Genomic DNA, 17,952 nt, shown 5'->3' with positions numbered 1-17,952 from the left:
GGCGCCGGCGACAGCGGCGTGGCGCGATCGGCGTCGCCCCGCACCCTTTGCGGCCATCTGCCCCGGTGGGTCCCCCGCTCGCCGGCAGTCGTGGACGGCTGCGGGCGGCCGTCCCCGCGGCGCCGTGTTTGGGGTACTTCCGTACGGTCCCCGTCCGTGACGGCCGTCACCCCTGAGCCGGACCGGAATGTCGACTTCGATGCATCTGTACAGCTCATGCGGTCGGCGCCCAGGCATGCGGAAGCGCCCGGTCGGCGGCACGCCCGGCGATCGCCGGGGTGCGTGCCTCGTCCCCGCCCCCGGACATGTACTAGAGTTATCTCGACATCGAGATATCTGCCGAAGGCGTACCGCAGCCGCCCCCGCTGGTAAGGGTTACCTAACTTAGCCTTACCTTAGCGGATTGGCCAAGGGGCGTGGCGGCAGGATTGCGGTAATACGCGCGAAATCATGCATGAAGGAGACTGTCGTGTCGGCGAACAGCTTCGACGCCCGCAGCACGCTGCAGGTGGGCGACGAGTCGTACGAGATCTTCAAGCTGGACAAGGTCGAGGGCTCCGCCCGCCTTCCCTACAGCCTGAAGGTCCTGCTGGAGAACCTGCTCCGTACCGAGGACGGCGCGAACATCACCGCCGACCACATCCGGTCGCTCGGGAACTGGGACTCGCAGGCCCAGCCCAGCGAGGAGATCCAGTTCACGCCGGCTCGCGTGATCATGCAGGACTTCACCGGCGTCCCCTGCGTCGTCGACCTCGCCACCATGCGCGAGGCCGTGAAGGCCCTCGGCGGCGACCCGGCGAAGATCAACCCGCTCTCGCCCGCCGAGATGGTCATCGACCACTCGGTCATCGCCGACAAGTTCGGCACGAAGGACGCCTTCGCGCAGAACGTCGAGCTGGAGTACGGCCGCAACAAGGAGCGCTACCAGTTCCTGCGCTGGGGCCAGACCGCCTTCGACGACTTCAAGGTCGTCCCCCCGGGCACCGGCATCGTCCACCAGGTCAACATCGAGCACCTGGCCCGCACGGTCATGGTCCGTAACGGCCAGGCGTACCCCGACACCCTCGTCGGCACCGACTCGCACACCACCATGGTCAACGGCCTCGGCGTGCTGGGCTGGGGCGTCGGCGGCATCGAGGCCGAGGCCGCGATGCTCGGCCAGCCGGTCTCCATGCTGATCCCGCGCGTCGTCGGCTTCAAGCTGACCGGCGAGCTGCCCACCGGCACCACCGCCACCGACCTCGTGCTGACCATCACCGAGATGCTCCGCAAGCACGGCGTCGTCGGCAAGTTCGTCGAGTTCTACGGTGAGGGCGTCGCCGCCACCTCCCTCGCGAACCGCGCCACCATCGGCAACATGTCGCCGGAGTTCGGCTCGACCGCCGCGATCTTCCCGATCGACGACGAGACGCTGAAGTACCTGCGCCTGACCGGCCGCGACGCCCAGCAGGTCGCGCTCGTCGAGGCGTACGCCAAGGCCCAGGGCCTGTGGCTGGACCCGGCCGCCGAGCCGGACTTCTCCGAGAAGCTGGAGCTCGACCTCTCCACGGTCGTCCCCTCCATCGCCGGCCCGAAGCGCCCGCAGGACCGCATCGTCCTCGCGAACGCCTCGCAGCAGTTCGCCCTCGACGTGCGCAACTACGTCGAGGACGACGACGAGGCGGGCAAGGAGTCCTTCCCGGCCTCCGACGCCCCGGCCTCCGCCAACGGCGTGCCGAGCCGCCCGACCCAGGTCACCCTGGCCGACGGCACCTCGTTCGAGATCGACCACGGCGCCGTCACCGTCGCCGCGATCACCTCCTGCACCAACACCTCGAACCCCTACGTCATGGTCGCCGCGGCGCTCGTGGCCAAGAAGGCCGTCGAGAAGGGCCTGACCCGCAAGCCGTGGGTCAAGACCACCCTGGCCCCGGGCTCGAAGGTCGTCACCGACTACTTCGACAAGGCCGGCCTGACCCCGTACCTCGACAAGATGGGCTTCAACCTCGTCGGGTACGGCTGCACCACCTGCATCGGCAACTCCGGTCCGCTGGACGAGGAGATCTCGAAGGCGATCAACGAGCACGACCTCGCGGTCACCTCGGTCCTCTCGGGCAACCGCAACTTCGAGGGCCGCATCAACCCCGACGTCAAGATGAACTACCTGGCCTCCCCGCCGCTGGTCGTCGCGTACGCCATCGCGGGCTCCATGAAGGTGGACATCACCACCGAGGCCATCGGCACCGACACCGAGGGCAAGCCGGTCTTCCTCAAGGACATCTGGCCCTCCGAGGCCGAGGTCAACGACGTCGTCGCCAACGCCATCGGCGAGGACATGTTCAGCAAGTCCTACCAGGACGTCTTCGCGGGCGACGCCCAGTGGCAGGCGCTGTCGATCCCGACCGGCAACACCTTCGAGTGGGACCCGCAGTCCACCTACGTGCGCAAGCCCCCCTACTTCGAGGGCATGACGATGGAGACCACCCCGGTCTCCGACATCGCCGGCGCCCGCGTGCTGGCGAAGCTGGGCGACTCGGTCACCACCGACCACATCTCCCCGGCCGGTGCCATCAAGGCCGACACCCCGGCCGGCAAGTACCTCACGGAGCACGGCGTCGAGCGCCGCGACTTCAACTCGTACGGTTCCCGCCGCGGCAACCACGAGGTCATGATCCGCGGTACCTTCGCCAACATCCGCCTGCGGAACCAGATCGCCGAGGGCACCGAGGGCGGCTTCACCCGCGACTTCACCGTCGAGGGCGCGCCGGTCTCCTTCATCTACGACGCCTCCCAGAACTACCAGGCCGCCGGCATCCCGCTGGTCATCCTGGCGGGCAAGGAGTACGGCTCGGGCTCGTCCCGCGACTGGGCCGCCAAGGGCACCGCGCTGCTCGGCGTCAAGGCCGTCATCGCCGAGTCCTACGAGCGCATCCACCGCTCCAACCTGATCGGCATGGGCGTCCTGCCCCTGCAGTTCCCCGAGGGCGTCACCGCCTCCTCGCTCGGCCTCACCGGCCAGGAGACCTTCTCCTTCACCGGTGTGGAGGAGCTGAACAACGGCACCACCCCGCGCACCGTCAAGGTGACCACCGAGACCGGTGTGGAGTTCGACGCGGTCGTCCGCATCGACACGCCGGGTGAGGCGGACTACTACCGCAACGGCGGCATCATGCAGTACGTGCTCCGGAACCTCATCCGGGGCTAAGGGCGCGCCGGGCGGAGCGATCCGTCCGAGATCGGCACCATAGGGCCGTATCCCCGACAAGGGGATACGGCCCTTCCGTTTGGCCCGGGCGCTCCAGGGGGAGCAGGCCAGGTGACGGTGAGGTCTCAACTCGGAAAAGCCGGGGACGATCCTTGTGCACGATCTTGCTCAGCCGAGCGGAAGTGGACTATACCTGTGCCCGTCCGGACCACCGCGCAATGAGCGGCCCCGGACCGGGGGACGGCGGGGACCTGCGGTGATGCCCGCATGCACGGGAACTGCCGTGTTTTCCCGCCTCCTTCACACTCCTGACGAAGGCGAGGACTTGAGCATGGGATCCACCTCCGCCCACGGCGAGAACCACACCGGTGAGGGCCTCGGCCGCCGGGACCTGATCAAGCGCTCCGCGGCACTCGGCCTGATCGCCGTCCCGACGATGAGCTTCCTGTCCGCCTGCGCCTCCGGCGGCGAGGCGGCCCCCAAGGGCAACGAGTCCAAGGCGGCCACCTCCCCCGAGAACCCCTTCGGCGTCGCCAAGGGCGGCAAGCTGGAGGTGGTCGTCTTCAAGGGGGGATTCGGTGACGACTACGCGAAGGCATGGGAAGCCGCCTTCGACAAGAAGTGGGGCACCACCAGCTCCCACCTCGGCACCCAGGAGATCACCGCCAAGCTCCAGCCCCGCTTCAACGGCGGCAACCCGCCGGACGTCGTCGACGACGCCGGCGCCCAGCAGATCAAGCTCGACGTCCTCTTCAAGGGGGGCCAGCTGGCCGACCTCACCCAGGTGCTCGACGCCCCCTCGCTCGACGACCCCGCCAAGAAGGTCCGCGACACCCTCATCAAGGGCACGGTCGAACAGGGCACGCAGGGCGGCAAGTTCGTCGCCCTGAACTACGTGTACACCGTCTTCGGCTTCTGGTACTCCGGCAAGCTCTTCAAGGACAAGGGCTGGACGGCGCCGAAGACCTGGGACGAGTTCCTGGCCGTCTGCACGAAGGCGAAGGAGGCCGGCATCGGCGGCCTCGCCCACCAGGGCAAGTACCCGTACTACATCAACGTCGTCATCATGGACCTGATCGCCAAGAAGGGCGGTCTGGAGGCCATGAAGGCCATCGACAACCTGGAGCCGAACGCCTTCGAGGGCAACCCGGCGGCCCTGGCCGCGGTCGAGGCGGTCTACGAGGTGGTCGAGAAGGGCCTCCTGATGCCGGGCACCAACGGCCTCACCCACACGGAGTCCCAGACCGCCTGGAACCAGTACAAGGCCGTCTTCATCCCCTCCGGATCCTGGCTGGAGAACGAGCAGCTGAAGCAGACCCCGGAGGACTTCGACATGAAGTTCCTGCCGATGCCCCTGCTGCCCGACAGCAAGCTCCCCTTCGAGGCCATCCGGGCCGGCGCCGGCGAGCCCTTCATCGTCCCGGAGAAGGCCGCCAACAAGGCCGGCGGCCTGGAGTTCCTGCGCTCGATGCTCTCGCGCGAATGGTCGACGACCTTCGCCCAGCAGGCCAACTCGCTCACCGTCGTCAAGGACGGCGTGGACCCCACGGTCAAGCTGCGGCCCGGCACCCAGTCCGCCGTCGAGGCGCTCAAGGGCGCCGGCGACAACACCTTCAACTACCTGTACACCGAGTGGTACAGCGAGATGGGCACCGAGCTGGAGAACGCGTCCAATGAGCTGATGGCCCAGCGCATCCAGCCCAAGGAATGGATCAAGCGGGCCCAGGCTGCGGTAGACAAGGCGGCCAAGGACCCGAACGCCAAGAATAACAAGCGCAGCTGACACCGCGTCCACCGGTCACCCGGAACCACCAGGGACGGACACCATGAGCCAAGTAGCCACGAGCAGGGGACGGGGCGGCTTCATCGCCGGATTCCTCGTCCTGCCCCTCGCGCTGTACCTGACCTTCGTCATCTGGCCGTACGTCCAGACGTTCGGATATTCCTTCACCAACTGGTCGGGCCAGTCACCGACGTTCGATTTCGTCGGCCTGGAGAACTACTCGACGCTGATGGAGGACGAGGTCTTCCTCGGGGCCCTGTGGCACAACCTGCTGCTCCTGGTGTTCGTCCCGACGATCACCATCCTGCTCGCCCTCTTCTTCGCCTTCATGGTGAACGCGGGAGGGCGCAGCGGGGCCGGCGGCGTCCGGGGCGTACGGGGATCGGCCTTCTACAAGGTCGTCTACTTCTTCCCGCAGGTCCTCTCCCTCGCCATCCTCGCGGTGCTGTTCGGCGCCGTCTACCGCAGCGACGAGGGCGGCCTGCTCAACGGCTTCCTCACCCGGATCGGCGTCGTCGACCAGGCCCGTCCCGTCGAATGGCTCAACGAGCCCGACCTCGTGCTCTGGTGCCTGCTGCTCGTGGTCGTCTGGCACGGCGTCGGCTTCTACCTGGTCCTCTTCTCCGCGGCCATGCAGTCCGTACCCAAGGACATCTACGAGGCCGCCCTGCTGGACGGCGCCGGCCGCGCCCAGACCTTCGTCAAGGTCACGCTGCCGCTGCTCTGGGACTCCGTACAGACCTCGGCGGTCTACCTGGGCATCGCCGCGATGGACATGTTCGTCCTCGTGTCGACCATGACCTCGGGCCAGTTCGGCGGCGGACCCGACCACCACAGCGAGGTCATGGCCACGGTCCTGATGCGCAACTTCCTCTACTTCGGCAAGAGCGGATACGCCTGCGCCATGGGCGTGGTCATGCTGATCCTGACCCTGATCCTTTCCCTTGTCACGCTGCGCGCCACCCGCCGCGAGCGCATCGAGTTCTGAGCGGGAGACGACACGATGACCACAGTGATCAAGGCCCCCGGCGAGGCCGCGGCCGAGAAGTCCGGCGGCAGCGGCCGCCCCAAGGCGGGCGGGAACCGCGCCTCCGACGGCATGGCGCTCAACGTCTTCTCCCACGGCTTCCTGGCCGTCTGGGCGATACTGATCGTCCTGCCCCTGATCTGGCTGACGCTCGGATCCTTCAAGACCGACTCGCAGATCGGCGGCTCGGCCCTCAGCTGGCCCTCGAACTGGAACTTCGACGCCTTCGGGCGGGCCTGGGACAAGGGGATCGGCGACTACTTCGCCAACACCCTCATCGTGATGGTGTTCTCGGTGCCGCTCACCATGCTGCTGGGCTCCATGGCGGCCTACGTCCTGGCCCGGTACCCCTTCAAGGGGAACCGGATCATCTACTACTTCTTCGTCAGCGGGGCCATGTTCCCCGTGTTCCTCGCGCTCGTACCGCTGTTCTTCATGGTCAAGCGCCTGGACATGCTCAACAGCTACCAGGGCCTGATCCTGGTCTACGTCGCCTACTCGATGCCGTTCACGGTCTTCTTCATGCACTCCTTCTTCCGTACGCTGCCGACGGCGGTGCACGAGGCGGCGGTGATCGACGGGGCCTCCGACACCCGGATCTTCTTCCAGGTGATGCTGCCGATGGCCAAGCCCGGCCTGATCAGCGTGGGGATATTCAATGTCCTGGGCCAGTGGAACCAGTACATCCTGCCCTCCGTGCTGATGCAGCCGCAGAGCGGATCGGACCCCGAGCGGTACATGCTCACCCAGGGCCTGATCCAGCTCCAGTACCAGATGGGCTACGAGACGGACCTGCCGGTGCTGTTCGCCGGCGTGACCATCGCGATGATCCCGATGCTGGTGGTCTACCTCTCCTTCCAGCGCCAGATCCAGGCCGGTCTGACCTCCGCGACCCTCAAGTAGCCGGGTCCGGCAGGACCGACCAGCCGACCGCCGAGACGGCCGGGTCCAGGGAGAGGCTGCTGACCGCCTCCTCCAGCGTCCGGCCCTGCGTCCCCTCGGCGGTCAGCAGCGCCGACACGGTGACCAGACCGGCGGCCGGCCCGTCCTGGCTGCGGATCTCCCGCAGCTGGTAGCCGGGCCGGCCGAGCGCGTCGACCACCCGGTGGCGGACGCGGGCCTCCTCCGCCTCCAGGCACACCGCCTCGAAGTGGTAGTCGGAGGCCACCTCGGCCCCGCCCCGCGGCTCCCGGTCGAGCCGCCGGCCCAGCGGGCGCAGCAGGAGGTTCGCCCCCACCACGCCCGCCGTCCCGAAGGCGGCCAGCACGAACAGGCCCACGCCCGCCAGGCAGCCCACGGCCGCCGAGCACCACAGGGTGGCGGCCGTGTTCAGGCCCCGGACGCTGAGCCCGTCCCGCATGATCACTCCGGCGCCGAGGAAGCCGATCCCGGAGACGATCTGGGCGGCGACCCGGGAGCCGTCGTAGTTCACCTCCGAGACCGCGCTGAGGAACCCGTACTGCGAGAGCAGCACGAACAGCGCGGCCCCGCCCGCGACCAGGGCGTTCGTGCGTAGTCCCGCCATCCGGGCGCGCCACTGCCGTTCCAGGCCGATCAGCGCCCCGAAGCCGAGCGCGGCGGCCAGGTGCCCGGCCATCTCTCCTTCGCTGAGCAGCGTCATCGGCCCGCCCTCCCCTCTACAGCCAGGTGTTGAACCGGCGGATGTACCAGGTCTTCACGAGCTGCGTCAGCGTGCAGTACGCGAGCAGGACACCGATCAGCCACGGGAAGTAGCCCGCCGGCAGGGCCACGAAGCCCAGCGAAGGGGCCAGCGGCGAGAACGGCAGCCACAGACCGGTCAGCACCGCGAGGACGGTCATCACCATCACCGGCCAGGAGGCGCGGGACTGGACGAAGGGAATCTTGCGGGTGCGGATCATGTGGACGATCAGGGTCTGCGAGAGGAGGCCCTCGACGAACCAGCCGGACTGGAAGAGGGACTGGCTCGCCTCACTGTTCGCGGCGAAGACGTTCCACATGATCACGAACATCGCGATGTCGAAGACCGAGCTGATCGGACCGATGGTGACCATGAAGCGGAAGATGCCCTTGGCGTCCCAGTTGCGCGGCTTGCGCAGGTACTCCTCGTCCATCCGGTCCCAGGGCGTGGCCAGCTGGGAGATGTCGTAGACCAGGTTCTGCACCAGCAGCATGATCGCGAGCATCGGCTGGAAGGGGATGAACGCGCTCGCCACCAGCACCGAGAAGACGTTGCCGAAGTTCGACGACGCGGTCATCTTGATGTACTTGATGGTGTTGCCGAAGGTGGTCCGGCCCTGGACGACGCCCTGTTCCAGGACGGTCAGGTCCTTCTCCAGCAGGATGATGTCCGCCGACTCCTTGGCGATGTCCACCGCGGTGTCGACGGAGATGCCGACGTCCGCGTCCCGCAGGGCGGCCGCGTCGTTGATCCCGTCCCCGAGGAAGCCGACGGTGTGCCCCTCGGCCTGGAGGGCCCGGACGATCCGGGCCTTCTGGAGGGGGTTGACCTTGGCGAAGACGGTCGTACGGGCGGCCAGCGCGCGCAGCGCCGCGTCGTCGAGGGCGTCCACCTCGGAGCCGGGGACCACGTGGCCCACCTCGATGCCGACCTCGGCGCAGACGCGGGCCGCGACGAGCTCGTTGTCGCCGGTGACGACCTTGACCGCGATGCCCTTGTCGGCCAGGCCCTGGAGGGCCGCGGCGGCGGAGGCCTTCGGCGGGTCGAGGAAGGCGAGGAAGCCGACCAGGGTCAGCCGGTCCTCGTCCGCGACGGTGTAGGTGTCGCGGGGCTCGGCGACCGTGCGGGTGGCGACGGCGAGGACGCGCAGGCCCCGCCGGTTGTTGTCCTCGGCGATCCGGGTGACGTGCCACCGCAGCTGCTCGGTCAGCTCGACCGTCTCGCCGCGGTCCGTCATGTGGGTGCACAGGTCCAGGACCTCTTCGACGGCACCCTTGGTGATCATGACGTGTTCGGTGCGGCCGCCCGCGCCCACCACGCTGTTGCGGTTGAGGACGACGGTCATCCGGCGCCGGGCGAAGTCGAAGGGGATCTCGTCGACCATCGAGAACCGTGCGTCGACGACAACCTCCTCGGCCTCGTCGACGCGGTCGATGACCGCCCGGTCCATCAGGTTCCGCAGTCCGGTCTGGAAGTGCGCGTTGAGGTACCCGTACTCCAGGACCTCGGCGTCCTCCTCGCCGTGCACGTCGAGGTAGCGGTCCAGGACGATCCGGTCCTCGGTGAGGGTGCCGGTCTTGTCGGTGCAGAGCACGTCCATCGCGCCCAGGTTCTGGATCGCGTTGAGCCGCTTGACGACGACCTTCCGCCGGGACATGGCCACCGCGCCGCGGGCCAGGTTGGCGGAGACCACCATCGGCAGCATCTCGGGCGTCAGGCCCACGGCGACGGCGATGCCGAAGAGGAAGGCCTCGTCCCAGTCGCCCTTCGTCAGGCCGTTGACCATGAAGACGACCGGGACCATGACCAGCATGAAGCGGATCAGCAGGAAGCTGACCTTGCGCACGCCGGTGTCGAAGTTGGTCTGCGGACGCTCGCCGACCAGGGAGCCCGCCATGGAGCCGAAGTAGGTGCCGGCGCCGGTCGCGACGACGACGCCGGTGGCGGTTCCGGAGGTGACCGAGGTCCCCGTCAGGCAGAGGTTGCCGGCCTCGACCGGGTCGGCGCAGGCGGCCGCGCCCGCGTCGTCGCCGCCCCTGATGTCGGCCTTGGCGACCGGGAGCGACTCCCCGGACAGGGCGGCCTGGGAGACCATCAGGTCCTTGGCGGCGACGAGCCGCAGGTCGGCCGGGATCAGGTCACCGGCGGCCAGCTTCACGAGGTCGCCCGGAACCACCTGGTCCATCGGCACCTCGAAGGTGGTCGGGGCGGAGCCGGTGCCGGCCCGGCGCTGCACCGCGCAGGTGGTGGTGACGAGCTGCTTCAGCGCGTCGGCGGCGCGGCCCGAGCGGAACTCCTGCCAGAAACGCAGCAGTCCGCTGATCCCCACCATCACGGAGAGGATGACGACGCCCGGGTCCGCGGGGTCCTGCCAGAACATCACGGCGGCCAGGAAGACCAGGACCCCGATGAACGGGTTCCCGTACGCCTTCGCGAGCTGGACGAGCCAGTGCGGGGCCCGCTCCCGGGCGACCACGTTGGCGCCGTGCCGCTCCAGGCGGAGCGCGGCCTCGGCGTGGGTGAGTCCGCCGCGCGAGGTGTCGAGGTCCTGGAGGACCTGGACGCCCGAGCGGGCGCTGGTCGCGGCGAGGCGCTCGCCGACGAGGCGGGTGCCGGCCTCCAGCTCGGCGGCCTTGCGCTCGCGGCGGGTCCGGCCCGGCGGTGCGAGCTTCGCGGGGGTACGAGGGGTGAGCATGGTCATGACGACTACCTCCCTCCACGGCGTCCGGGCAGCGCGGAGCCGCACGGTCACGTGGAGTGATCATGGGTCGGCGCGGTGGCGGGACGGAGGGCCCCGGGCGCGCCGGTGGGCATGGATGACGCAGCCCGGCGCCACGAGGTGCAGGGCATGCGGAAGGGGTGAAAAAATGCACGGAGCAGCGTCAGGCGCTGCCGTGCGCACTCGGGAAAAGGGTCGGCCGGCCGGAAAGGTCAGCGGACGTGAGCGCTGCGAGGACTTCGATCGGGACTCATCCCGAACACCTCCTCGCGTAGCGCTGTCATGGCACGGCGCCCGGTCCGGCCGGAAAGGCCGCAGAGGACCGGCGCCTCAGCGACCGTAACACGATCCGGGAGGTCCTCGATCATCCTTTTGGTCACCGGTGTCCGTTTCGTGCTGCGTCAGCCTCTTGACGTGTGGAGGCCCAAAGGCTCGACTTAAGCTTCACAAGTTGGAGAGACGCCGGGGTCTCGGAGCGCGTAGCCGCGACGGCCGGCCGGGGGGCGACGGCTGGCCGTCGCTTATGGGCAGGAGTGGATGAGTCGTGCAGACTCCCGGATCGCAGTCCTCGCTGCATCGCGCGAATCTGGAACGGGTCGTGCGGGCCGTGCGGCTCGCCGGTTCGCTGACCCAGGCGGAGATCGCCCGCGCCACCGGACTGTCGGCGGCCACGGTCTCCAACATCGTCCGTGAGCTCAAGGAGGCCGGAACCGTCGAGGTCACCGACACCTCGGCCGGCGGCCGCCGGGCGCGCAGCGTCTCGCTCAGCGGGGACGCGGGCATCGTGATCGGCGTGGACTTCGGACACACCCACCTGCGGGTGGCCGTGGGCAACCTCGCGCACCAGGTGCTGGCGGAGGAGTCCGAACCGCTGGACGTGGACGCGTCCTGGGTGGAGGGCTTCGACCGGGCCGAGGCGCTGGTCGGCCGGCTGATCGAGGGCATCGGGGTGGGCCGCGACAAGGTCATCGGCGTCGGCCTCGGCGTGCCCGGCCCCATCGACGTGGAGTCCGGGACCCTGGGCTCGACCGCGATCCTGCCGGGGTGGGCCGGGATCAACCCGCGCCAGGAGCTCTCGCAGCGCCTGGGCGTGCCCGTCTACGTCGACAACGACGCGAACCTCGGCGCGCTGGGCGAGCTGGTCTGGGGCAGCGGCCGCGGCGTCAAGGACCTGGCGTACATCAAGGTCGCCAGCGGTGTCGGCGCGGGCCTGGTGATCAACGGTCAGATCTACCGGGGTCCGGGCGGCACCGCCGGGGAGATCGGGCACATCACCCTCGACGAATCGGGCCCCGTCTGCCGCTGCGGCAACCGCGGCTGCCTGGAGACCTTCGCCGCCGCCCGCTACGTGCTGCCGCTCCTGGAGAGCAGCCACGGGCCGGAGTTGACGATGGAGCGGGTGGTGGAGCTGGCCCGGGAGGGGGACCCCGGCTGCCGCCGGGTCGTCACCGACGTGGGCCGCCACATCGGCAGCGGCGTGGCCAGCCTGTGCAACCTCCTCAACCCGAGCCGCGTGGTGCTCGGCGGCTCGCTCGCGGAGGCCGGGGAGCTGGTCCTGACGCCGATCCGGGAGTCGGTCGGGCGGTACGCGATCCCGAGCGCGGCCCGCCAGCTGTCCGTCCTCACGGGGTCGTTGGGGGGCCGCGCGGAGGTGCTCGGCGCGCTGGCCCTCGTACTCAGCGAGATGGGCGATTCGACGCTTTTGGCGGAAAATGGGATGGGAGTGCGAGCGCCTGCCGTCATGTCTTCAGTTAGATAACGGATGGCACCGTTGTCATCTCGTTAAGGATTCACTCCTTGACGGCAAACTTGCGGCCGGGGTTGACTCACATCCACCTCGGCCGCAGCGTTGCGGCCTCGTCAGGGAGGTTCAAGTAATGAACACGCGTATGCGCAGAGCCGCCGTAGCCGTCGCCGCCGGTGCCATGGCCGTGTCACTTGCCGCTTGTGGCAGTGCGAAGGAGGCCGGGGACGCCCCGAAGGACTCGGGAGCCGCCAAGGGTGACGCCATCAAGGTCGGTCTGCTCCTGCCGGAGAACCAGACCGCGCGCTACGAGAAGTTCGACAAGCCGCTGATCGAGAAGAAGGTTGCCGACCTCACCGGCGGCAAGGCCGAGGTGGTCTACGCCAACGCCAAGCAGGACGCGACCACGCAGAACTCCCAGGTCGACACGATGATCACCAACAAGGTGGACGTCCTGATCCTCGACGCGGTGGACGCCAAGGCCATCGCGGGCTCGGTCAAGAAGGCCAAGGACGCGGGCATCCCGGTCGTCGCCTACGACCGCCTGGCCGAGGGCCCGATCGACGCGTACACCTCCTTCGACAACGAAGAGGTCGGCAAGGTCCAGGGCAAGGCGCTGCTGGAGGCGCTGGGCGACAAGGCCAAGGACGGCCAGATCGTCATGATGAACGGTTCGGTCACCGACCCGAACGCCAAGCTGTTCAAGCAGGGCGCGCACTCCGTGCTCGACGGCAAGGTGAACATCGGCAAGGAGTACGACACCGTCGAGTGGAAGCCCGAGAACGCGAACACCAACATGGCGGGCGCCCTCTCCGCGCTCGGCAAGGACAAGGTGATCGGCGTCTACTCGGCGAACGACGGCATGGCCGGCGGCATCATCACCGCCCTCAAGGCGGCCGGCCTGTCCCCGCTGCCCCCCGTGACCGGCCAGGACGCCGAACTCGCCGGTGTGCAGCGCATCGTGTCGGGCGAGCAGTTCATGAGCGTCTACAAGCCGTACGCCCCGGAGGCCACGGCCGCCGCGGAGATGGCCGTCGCCCTCGCCAAGGGCGAGAAGATCGACGGGATCATCAACCAGAAGGTCGACAGCCCGACCCTCAAGGGCGTCCCGTCCGTGCTGATCCCGGTCGTCTCGCTGACCAAGGCGAACATCAAGGACACCGTCGTCAAGGACGGCGTCTACACGGTCGAAGAGATCTGCACCGAGAAGTACGCGGCCGCCTGCGCCACCCTCGGCCTCAAGTAGGCCCCGTCGCCTCCGCTCCGGCCGAGGCGGCCCCCGCGCCTGCCCGGCGCCCCGCCCAACTTCCCCGCCACCCGCGGAGCGCCGGGCAGAAACGTTTCTCGTATGTCCCCCGCGTTCGCTGCGGTCCCCGCAGTCCCCGCTCCCCGCGTTCCCCGACCTCGTGTCGTCCCCCATCCGCCCCGCTCCTGCTCTTTTGCACGACATCCCCGCCGGTCAGGCGGCGAAGGAGATGGTTCATGTGTCCGCTGCGCCCGTGCTGGCGTTGCGAGGGGTCTCGAAGCGGTTCGGCGCCGTTCAGGCCCTGACCGACGTAGAACTCGAGATCCACTCCGGTGAGGTGGTCGCCCTCGTCGGCGACAACGGCGCCGGCAAGTCCACGCTGGTCAAGACCATCGCCGGCGTGCACCCCATCGATGACGGGGTCATCGAATGGGAGGGCCGCCCGGTCTCGATCACCAAGCCCCACGACGCCCAGAACCTCGGCATCGCGACGGTCTACCAGGACCTCGCGCTGTGCGACAACATCGACGTCGTCGGCAACCTCTTCCTCGGCCGCGAGCTCAAGCGCCGCGGCATCCTCGACGAGGTGGAGATGGAGCGCCGCGCCCGCGAGCTCCTGACCACCCTGTCCATCCGGATCCCCAGTGTCCGGATCCCGATCGCCTCGCTCTCCGGCGGACAGCGCCAGACCGTGGCGATCGCCCGCTCGATGCTGGGCGAGCCGCAGCTCGTCATCCTCGACGAGCCCACCGCCGCCCTCGGCGTCGAGCAGACCGCACAGGTCCTCGACCTGGTGGAGCGGCTGCGCGAGCGCGGCCACGCCGTCATCCTCATCAGCCACAACATGGCCGATGTGAAGGCCGTCGCCGACAAGGTGGCGGTCCTGCGGCTGGGCCGCAACAACGGTGTCTTCAGCGTCGCCGACACCTCGCAGGAAGAGATCATCTCCGCCATCACCGGGGCCACGGACAACGCCGTGACCCGCCGGGCGGCCCGCACCGGGGAGGCCCGCAAGTGAGCACCCAGAATCCCGCCGCCGATCCCCTGGGCAAGGGCCCGGCGGAGCACGTGGACCCGGTCAACCCGGCCGCCGCGGCGGACGCCATCCCCGCCGTGGACCCGCGCCTGCTCGTGCGCGAGCAGGGCTTCTCCGGGTACCTGAGCGAGTTCGGCCGCAAGATGAAGGCGGGTGACCTGGGCTCCATCCCGGTCGTCCTCGGCCTGATCATCATCTGGAGCATCTTCCAGGGGCTGAACTCGAACTTCCTCTCCCCGGAGAACCTGACCAACATCGCGATCACCATGGTCGCGACGGGCATGATGGCCGTCGGCATCATCTTCGTGCTGCTGCTCGGGGAGATCGACCTCTCGGTCGGCTCGGTCAGCGGCGTCTCGGGCGCGATCGTGGCCGTCCTCGCCGTCACCCACGGCGTCAACGAATGGCTCGCGATCCTCGCCGCCGTCGCGGGCGGCGCGCTGATCGGCGCCATCCACGGCTTCTTCTTCGCCCGCATCGGCGCCCCGGCCTTCGCCGTCACCCTGTCGGGCCTGCTGTTCTGGTCCGGCGCCATGCTGCAGATCCTCGGCAGCAACGGCACCATCAACCTCGACTCCGAGGGCGTGGTCGGGCAGCTGACCACGTACTTCTTCTCGGACGTCGCGGCGGGCTACGGCCTCGCGGCCGTCGCCGTGATCGGGTACTTCCTGGCCACCTTCTCCGACAACAAGCGCCGTCAGGCCGCGGGCGTGCCCTCCCGGCCGCTCACGGAGATCCTGCTGCGCACCGGCGTGCTGGCGCTGTTCACCTTCGGCCCGGCAGCCGTGTTCAACCAGTACAAGGGCCTGCCGCTCGCGGTCGTGCTCTTCGTCCTGGTCCTGGTCGGCACGGACTTCGTCCTGCGCCGCACCTCCTTCGGCCGCAACGTCTTCGCGCTCGGCGGCAGCGTCGAGGCCTCCCGGCGCGCGGGCATCAACGTCACCGGCATCCGCATCGCGGTGTTCTCCATCGCCGGTACCTTCGCCGCCATCGGCGGGCTCTTCTGGGCCTCCAAGATCGCGGCGGCCAACCAGAGCGCCGGCGCCGGTGACCTGCTGATGAACGTGATCGCGGCGGCCGTCATCGGCGGCACCAGCCTCTTCGGCGGCCGCGGCCGGACCTGGAACGCCCTCCTCGGCGTCATGGTCATCACCTCCATCCAGTACGGTCTGGCCCTGGAGGGGATCGCGACGCCGATCCAGTACATGATCACCGGTGCGGTCCTGCTCGCCACCGTGGTCATCGACTCGGTCACCCGCAAGACCCAGAAGACGGCCGGACGCGCCTGACCGCGCGCCCTCGGGCGTCCCCAGGCGGTAAGAACCGTCACAGTGCCCGGTGCCACTTCGCGTGGCGCCGGGCACCTGTGCGTACATGTGTGCGTACAGGTGTGCGGGTATGCGCCCGTTTGGGATGTGTGATTCCGCGACGAGGTGTACAGGTATGACAAAGGCGTGACCCTACGGGTACCGCCCGATGACCGCCCTCGCGAGCGGAACATTAGACTCGACAGACCAGCAAGCAACTGCAAGGAGGCACGGGTGCTGCTGACCCGCATCAAGGGACCGCGCGATCTGGACCGGCTCAGCCTGGAGGAGCTCGACCAGCTCGCCGCCGAGATCAGGTCCTTCCTCGTCGACGCCGTCTCCAAGACCGGCGGGCACCTCGGCCCCAACCTCGGGGTGGTCGAACTGACGATCGCCCTGCACCGGGTCTTCGAGTCCCCGAAGGACAAGGTCCTCTTCGACACCGGGCACCAGGCCTACGTGCACAAGCTGCTCACGGGCCGCCAGGACTTCGGCAACCTGCGCTCCAAGGGCGGCCTCTCCGGCTACCCCTCGCGCGCCGAGTCCGACCACGACGTCATCGAGAACTCCCACGCCTCCACGGTGCTGGGCTGGGCCGACGGCCTCGCCAAGGCCAACGAGGTGCTCGGCCGCGAGGACCACCACGTCGCCGCCGTCATCGGCGACGGCGCGCTGACCGGCGGCATGGCCTGGGAGGCGCTGAACAACATCGCCGCCGCCAAGGACCGCCCGCTCGTCATCGTGGTCAACGACAACGAGCGCTCGTACGGCCCCACCATCGGCGGCCTCGCGAACCACCTGGCGACCCTGCGCACCACGGACGGCTACGAGCGCTTCCTGGCCCGCGGCAAGGACCTCCTGGAGCGCACCCCGGTCGTCGGGAAGCCCCTCTACGAGACCCTGCACGGCGCCAAGAAGGGCCTCAAGGACTTCATCGCCCCGCAGGGCATGTTCGAGGACCTCGGCCTGAAGTACATCGGGCCCATCGACGGCCACGACATCGAGGCCCTGGAGTCGGCCCTCCAGCGCGCCAAGCGCTTCAGCGGCCCGGTCATCGTGCACTGCCTCACGCAGAAGGGCCGCGGCTACACCCCGGCCCTGGAGCACGAGGCGGACCGCTTCCACGCGGTCGGCGTGATCCACCCGGACACCGGCCTGCCGGTCAAGACCGCCGCCGCCAGCTGGACCTCCGTCTTCGCCGACGAGATGGTCAAGCTCGGCCACGACCGGCCGGACATCGTCGGCATCACCGCCGCCATGCTCCACCCGGTCGGCCTGAACAAGTTCGCCGAGGTCTTCCCGGACCGGATCTACGACGTCGGCATCGCCGAGCAGCACGGCGCCACCTCGGCCGCCGGCCTCGCCACCGGCGGCGTCCACCCGGTCTTCGCCGTCTACGCGACCTTCCTGAACCGCGCCTTCGACCAGGTCCTGATGGACGTCGCCCTGCACAAGTGCGGGGTCACCTTCGTCCTGGACCGGGCCGGAGTCACCGGCGACGACGGCGCCTCCCACAACGGCATGTGGGACATGTCCATCCTCCAGGTCGTCCCAGGCCTGCGCCTGGCCGCGCCCCGCGACGCCGAGCAGCTGCGCGCCCAGCTCCGCGAGGCCGTCGAGGTCAAGGACGCGCCGACGGTCGTGCGCTACTCCAAGGGCGTCGTCGGCCCGGCCGTACCGGCCGTCGGCCGCATCGGCGGCATGGACGTCCTGCGCACCCCGGCCGCCGACGTCACCCGTCCGGACGTACTCATCGTCTCGGTCGGCGCGCTCGCCCCGATGTGCCTGGAGATCGCCGACCTGCTCGACAAGCAGGGCATCACCTCGACCGTCGTCGACCCCCGCTGGGTCAAGCCGGTGGACGAGGCCCTGGCCCCGCTCGCCGACGGGCACCGGGTCGTCGTCACCGTCGAGGACAACGGCCGCACCGGCGGTGTCGGCGCCGCCGTCTCGCAGGCCCTGCGCGACGCCGGGGTGGACGTCCCGCTGCGGGACTTCGGCATCCCGCAGCGCTTCCTCGACCACGCCCTCCGCAAGGAGATCATGGCCGAGATCGGCCTGACCGCCCCGGACATCGCGCGGCAGGTCACGGGCCTGGTCGCCAAGCTGGACGGGCGTTTCGACAGCGAGCGGGCCGCCACCGTCGACTAGTTCGCGCGGGGTTGCACGTCACGGGCCGGGAGATCACCCTGAAGGGGTGGGCCTCCCGGCCCGTTCGCGTCCGCGTGCTGCGTACGCCACCTGTT

General features: G+C 69.1%; 11 protein-coding genes. 9 read left to right on the top strand and 2 right to left on the bottom strand.

Features of this window, described 5'->3' with window-relative positions; all coding sequences use genetic code 11:
• The first annotated feature begins 454 nt into the window (after positions 1–454).
• From acnA to AC07B0_RS27865, 4 genes are all read left to right on the top strand, one after another.
• Positions 455–3,184: an aconitate hydratase AcnA gene (acnA, locus tag AC07B0_RS27880; RefSeq protein WP_356878066.1), complete on the top strand. Its 2,730-nt coding sequence runs from the start codon at positions 455–457 to the stop codon at positions 3,182–3,184.
• A 331-nt stretch (positions 3,185–3,515) separates the two neighbouring features.
• Positions 3,516–4,967, top strand: a complete 1,452-nt coding sequence (gene ngcE, locus AC07B0_RS27875) for an N-acetylglucosamine/diacetylchitobiose ABC transporter substrate-binding protein (RefSeq protein ID WP_356878065.1) — start codon at positions 3,516–3,518, stop codon at positions 4,965–4,967.
• Positions 4,968–5,010: 43 nt separating this feature from the next.
• On the top strand, positions 5,011–5,955 hold the full coding sequence (locus AC07B0_RS27870) for a carbohydrate ABC transporter permease (RefSeq protein WP_356878064.1): 945 nt from the start codon (positions 5,011–5,013) through the stop codon (positions 5,953–5,955).
• A gap of 15 nt (positions 5,956–5,970) precedes the next feature.
• Positions 5,971–6,897, top strand: a complete 927-nt coding sequence (locus AC07B0_RS27865) for a carbohydrate ABC transporter permease (protein ID WP_356878063.1) — start codon at positions 5,971–5,973, stop codon at positions 6,895–6,897.
• On the opposite strand, the gene AC07B0_RS27860 is transcribed toward AC07B0_RS27865, so the two are convergent.
• Positions 6,890–7,615, bottom strand: coding sequence for an MgtC/SapB family protein (locus tag AC07B0_RS27860; protein WP_467296981.1), 726 nt, complete (start codon positions 7,613–7,615; stop codon positions 6,890–6,892). The genes AC07B0_RS27865 and AC07B0_RS27860 overlap by 8 nt on opposite strands.
• 16 nt (positions 7,616–7,631) lie before the next feature.
• Positions 7,632–10,355 (bottom strand): magnesium-translocating P-type ATPase, encoded by a 2,724-nt coding sequence (gene mgtA, locus AC07B0_RS27855; protein WP_356878061.1) that lies wholly within the window; start codon positions 10,353–10,355, stop codon positions 7,632–7,634.
• 562 nt (positions 10,356–10,917) lie between these two features.
• Between mgtA and AC07B0_RS27850 the strand changes: the two genes are divergently transcribed.
• The 5 genes from AC07B0_RS27850 to dxs all read left to right on the top strand — a co-directional run bounded on the left by AC07B0_RS27850 (position 10,918) and on the right by dxs (position 17,857).
• Positions 10,918–12,132: an ROK family transcriptional regulator gene (locus AC07B0_RS27850; RefSeq protein ID WP_356878060.1), complete on the top strand. Its 1,215-nt coding sequence runs from the start codon at positions 10,918–10,920 to the stop codon at positions 12,130–12,132.
• 118 nt (positions 12,133–12,250) lie between these two features.
• Entirely contained in the window at positions 12,251–13,363 is a 1,113-nt protein-coding gene (locus tag AC07B0_RS27845) for a sugar ABC transporter substrate-binding protein (RefSeq protein ID WP_356878059.1), read from the top strand.
• A 229-nt stretch (positions 13,364–13,592) separates the two neighbouring features.
• Entirely contained in the window at positions 13,593–14,381 is a 789-nt protein-coding gene (locus AC07B0_RS27840) for an ATP-binding cassette domain-containing protein (RefSeq protein ID WP_467296976.1), read from the top strand.
• A 26-nt stretch (positions 14,382–14,407) separates the two neighbouring features.
• Positions 14,408–15,688: a sugar ABC transporter permease gene (locus AC07B0_RS27835; protein WP_467297132.1), complete on the top strand. Its 1,281-nt coding sequence runs from the start codon at positions 14,408–14,410 to the stop codon at positions 15,686–15,688.
• Between the two features lie 252 nt (positions 15,689–15,940).
• Positions 15,941–17,857 carry a 1-deoxy-D-xylulose-5-phosphate synthase gene (gene dxs, locus AC07B0_RS27830; RefSeq protein ID WP_356878057.1) on the top strand — a complete coding sequence of 639 codons (1,917 nt, stop codon included), beginning with the start codon at positions 15,941–15,943 and terminating at the stop codon, positions 17,855–17,857.
• Positions 17,858–17,952: the final 95 nt, after the last annotated feature.

The sequence above is a fragment of the Streptomyces sp. NPDC044704 genome, assembly GCF_056433525.1.
Note: the sequence above shows the minus strand (reverse complement) of the source record. Positions and strands in the feature narration are given on the sequence as shown.

Bases quoted from the DNA above. Each gene is read 5' to 3' on its own strand.
- acnA (WP_356878066.1), top strand. From the start codon at position 455: ATGAAGGAGACTGTCGTGTCGGCGAACAGCTTCGACGCCCGCAGCACG.
- ngcE (WP_356878065.1), top strand. From the start codon at position 3,516: ATGGGATCCACCTCCGCCCACGGCGAGAACCACACCGGTGAGGGCCTC.
- AC07B0_RS27870 (WP_356878064.1), top strand. From the start codon at position 5,011: ATGAGCCAAGTAGCCACGAGCAGGGGACGGGGCGGCTTCATCGCCGGA.
- AC07B0_RS27865 (WP_356878063.1), top strand. From the start codon at position 5,971: ATGACCACAGTGATCAAGGCCCCCGGCGAGGCCGCGGCCGAGAAGTCC.
- AC07B0_RS27860 (WP_467296981.1), bottom strand. From the start codon at position 7,615: ATGACGCTGCTCAGCGAAGGAGAGATGGCCGGGCACCTGGCCGCCGCG.
- mgtA (WP_356878061.1), bottom strand. From the start codon at position 10,355: ATGACCATGCTCACCCCTCGTACCCCCGCGAAGCTCGCACCGCCGGGC.
- AC07B0_RS27845 (WP_356878059.1), top strand. From the start codon at position 12,251: ATGAACACGCGTATGCGCAGAGCCGCCGTAGCCGTCGCCGCCGGTGCC.
- AC07B0_RS27840 (WP_467296976.1), top strand. From the start codon at position 13,593: ATGGTTCATGTGTCCGCTGCGCCCGTGCTGGCGTTGCGAGGGGTCTCG.